This window comes from Aerococcus sp. L_32 (genome assembly GCF_050689315.1).
The window spans coordinates 1-3,810 of sequence record NZ_JBOEQF010000203.1 but is presented as its reverse complement, the minus strand read 5'-3'; the positions used below and the strand labels follow the sequence as shown (position 1 = coordinate 3,810).

The 3,810-nt window shown below is 41.5% G+C and carries 5 protein-coding genes; all 5 read right to left on the bottom strand.

The window, feature by feature from the left end; genetic code table 11:
• A partial coding sequence (locus ACRCJ0_RS10400) for a MarR family transcriptional regulator (protein ID WP_431390392.1) occupies positions 1–330 on the bottom strand: 330 nt, incomplete at its 3' end.
• Between the two features lie 111 nt (positions 331–441).
• Positions 442–1,113 (bottom strand): endonuclease III, encoded by a 672-nt coding sequence (nth, locus tag ACRCJ0_RS10395; RefSeq protein ID WP_431390391.1) that lies wholly within the window; start codon positions 1,111–1,113, stop codon positions 442–444.
• A 22-nt stretch (positions 1,114–1,135) separates the two neighbouring features.
• The gene (locus ACRCJ0_RS10390; RefSeq protein ID WP_431390390.1) at positions 1,136–1,783 is read right to left on the bottom strand and encodes a DnaD domain protein; all 648 of its coding nucleotides are present in this window, start codon (positions 1,781–1,783) and stop codon (positions 1,136–1,138) included.
• A gap of 181 nt (positions 1,784–1,964) precedes the next feature.
• Positions 1,965–3,161 carry a pyridoxal phosphate-dependent aminotransferase gene (locus tag ACRCJ0_RS10385; protein WP_431390389.1) on the bottom strand — a complete coding sequence of 399 codons (1,197 nt, stop codon included), beginning with the start codon at positions 3,159–3,161 and terminating at the stop codon, positions 1,965–1,967.
• A gap of 13 nt (positions 3,162–3,174) precedes the next feature.
• Positions 3,175–3,648 (bottom strand): DUF5590 domain-containing protein, encoded by a 474-nt coding sequence (locus tag ACRCJ0_RS10380; RefSeq protein WP_431390388.1) that lies wholly within the window; start codon positions 3,646–3,648, stop codon positions 3,175–3,177.
• Positions 3,649–3,810 lie beyond the last annotated feature (162 nt).

The following is a 3,810-nucleotide window of genomic DNA, read 5'->3' as shown; positions in this document are numbered from 1 at the left end:
CATTTTCTCGCGGCCTAGTTTTGTGATTTTAGCATAGATCACTCGACGGTCTTCAGGATTATGCGTACGTTCAACAAAACCCTTATCCTCTAAGCGATCAATCACGTAAGTTAAGCTTGATGATGGAATCAGGATCCGTTTACCAATCTGTTGGATGGGTTGTTGACCACGATTATATAGTAACTCTAAGACTGTAAACTCGTTTTCACTTAAACCTTTCTTACGCATATCTTTTTTAAGCACTTCAAGGATGTATTGACTCCCTTTTAAGTGGACACGTAAGGCGTGTAAACTTTCAGCTGTTTGCGTCCCGTCATGTTCTGCAGGCATGTTTTCACCTTCTCTTTCATTTGCTTGTTCATAAATATACCCAACTTCAAAATATTAATCAAGTGACGTTCTGTAACTAACAGGCTCTTTTAGCTTTCAAAAATCCGATATTTATTTGAGCTTTCGACATTCACAGAAAGCAATCTTCGGGTCAGATGCACATTTAGGATTACGGGCAGTGCAGTATTCTCGGCCAAAATAAATGAATTGGTGGTGGGCATCCCGCCATCTTTCTTTAGGGATTTTCGCCATCAAGGTTTCTTCCGTTTGTCTAACGCTGGCATCCGGGTCGACAATGCCCATCCGCTTGGTCACCCGTTCAACGTGGGTATCGACCGCGATTGTCGGGATCCCAAAGGCTTCACTTAAGACGACGTTGGCTGTTTTCCGACCAACACCCGGTAATTGTATCAATTCTTCCCGGGTTTTGGGTACCTGTCCATTGAATTCGTCGCGAAGTATGATGGCTGTCTTCTTCATATTCTTGGCCTTGTTATGGTAAAGACCAATCGTTTTTATATAGGATTCTAAATCTGCTAAGTCCGCTTCAGCCATATGGTCTGGGTCCGGATACTTAGCAAATAAGTCGGGCGTCACTTTATTGACCGCCACATCAGTCGTTTGCGCGGACATCAGAACCGCTATCACTAATTGGAATGGGGTTTGATAGTCCAACATGGTTTTTGGGTTGGGGTATAGTTTATCTAACTCATCTAGGATAGCGATTGTTTCTGCTTTGGTTTTTAAAGGTAATTCAGTCACGGCTAAGCCCTCCTCTTCCATATTTAATGATTTTTCTGAAAAATTATTTATTTAGCCATTTGGTGACTGGCACCGGTGGGAGGTCTTGGGTTTGAGCTTTTTGCTTGCTGAAACCTGCTGAATCATTCGCTTGAGTCTGTTTACGTTTAGACCAGTTTAATAAGATCCGGTCCATATAATTCAAGGAATAGACATTGTTTAAGACGGATTCTTTCAAGGCTTCCTTGACGACGTCCGGGTCATAACCGTCTTTCTTGAACCAATCACTAATCCTTTGGTATTCAATTGGCGATAATTGACGACCAAACTCGACTTGAATCATGTCGAACACTTCGCCCTCTTTAGTGGCTTTAGCCTCTTTAAATCGTTCACTTTCGTCTACTTTATCCAATTGCATGATTTTTTGGTAGAGAGGATCCAAGGAATAATACTCAACCGATTTACCTTGATCATTCTTATAAGAGGGGATACTTAGAAAGCCTCGTTCAATTAAAGACTGGATCATGTCATAAAGTTGTTGGTCTTTTACATTCATTCGCCGACCAATCAGGGAAATAGCTGGAAAGTCTTCACCTGCTTGTTGGAAAGTTAAAAAGTGGATTAAAAGCATCATTTCTTCATTTGAGATGTTCAACCGGTGGTATGATTCTAAAATACGGTTGCGTAGGACTGTATAGTATTCTCTTTGCATGCAGCACCCTCCTTTTATCGTTTTACTTGCTTATCTATTTCATCTACCGTCGTGTTATTCATTTCTTGAAAAATAACCGGTCCGCTGGGTTGCTATCAGGTCTATTATAATACAAAAAAGTTAGGTCTATAAAGTAACCTAACTTTTTTATGCGTATTTTATCAGATAAAAATTGCCTCTATTATTTAGCCATTTTCCCTTGGACAAATTCACGGATACGTTTCATGGCTTCTGCAAATGTTTCTTCGTTGGTTGCGTATGAAAAACGAATATGGTCTGCCTTTCCAAAGGCCACACCAGGCACACCAACAACATGTGCTTCATCGATGAAGGCATTGGCTAAGTCAGTTACTGATTCATAGCCACATAATCTAGCAGTTTCAGTTGCATCTGGGAATAGGTAAAATGCCCCTTGCGGTTTGAAATCTAACCTAAAGCCCGGAATCGTTAATACTTCTTCGTAGGCCGCATTTAGGCGGTTTTCAAATTCTTTACGCATGGCTTCAACGGCCTCTTCACGAGGACCAGTTAAGGCGGCTAAGGCTGCAAATTGACTGATACCTGCTGGGTTTGAGTTGATTTGACTAGCCAATTTAGCAAAAGCGCCAACATATTTGTTGTCCGCTAAGGCATAGCCTAAACGCCAACCTGTCATCGCATAGGCTTTTGAGAAACCATTAATCACGATGGTATTTTCTTTAACTTCCGGTGAAATAGCTGCAATCGATTGTGATTGATGGCCGTTGTAGACTAAACGGTAGTATATTTCATCGGCAACCACTAGGATGTTGTGGTCTAAACAGTATTGGGCTACTGCGCGGGCGTCATCTTCACTCATAATCGCCCCTGTTGGGTTTGACGGTGTATTTAAGACTAGTAATTTTGTTTTGTCAGTCACATGTTGGTCTAACAATTCTGGGGTGATTCTAAAGTTATCACTTGATGATGTTTCAAAAATCACTGGTACCCCGTCTGCCATCTTCACTTGATCCACGTAGCTCACCCAGTAAGGTGCTGGGATTAAGACTTCATCCCCCTCGTTTAAAAGGGATTGGAAAGTGTAATAAAGGACCATCTTCGCCCCATCGGCAATAAAGACTTGATCTAACGTGTAGTTGACCTTATCATATTCAGCATGATAGTCAATGATGGCTTGCTTTAAAGCTGTAATCCCTGTTGAATCGGTGTAATGGTGACCGCGCCCTGCAGACATATCCTCTTTTACTTGTTCTAGGATATAGTTTGGGGTGTTAAAATCTGGTTCCCCTACTGCTAGTGAGATGACGTCAATTCCTTGTGCTTGTAGTGCACGAGCCTTAGCTGCAGCAGCTGATGTTTGTGACCCCTGCATTTTTTTAATTCTATTTGCTAATTCCATAGCCTCATTCCTCCTATAAGTCGTTGATGGTTTCGTACCATTCACCAGTTGTTGCATTGATGTAATGGTAGCCAAGACGGCCGTCTGAATCTGTGAATGAAACTTCCCACACGAATGTATCGTTTTCGATACCGAGGTTGGCTGTTCTTACATTGACATCAGGCATTTCGTATCTTGTCAGTGAAAAGGCATTATCTTCGTTAACCATCTCATCTACAAAGCCCATTTTCTGGTTATCAGTATCGGGTTGGTAGGCAAAATAAACTTGGCGCCCTTCACTATTTTCGCCCATAACGGCATAATACGTTTCATCTTTGTTAAATACATAAAAATCAGTGATATTGGTTAAGCCAGCATCCTTTGCGACTTTCGTCGTTTCTGCTTCTGCACTAGCCACCATTTGTTGCGAATTCGCGTAAATATATGTGGACCCTACTAAATAAATCACCATTACGGCGATCAAAATGGAAAATAATTTGCGTTTCATGATCTCTTGCCCCTTTTGTAGGTCTATTCTAACATATTTTTAATCTATCCGCTTCAATTCCTGAAGTTTTACCGTCTGCATGTTTAGAGCATCCGGCATCACATCAGCAATTTGGTCAGCATAGGCTGCCTTTTCTAACCGCTTATCGAGTGAGATAAAGAT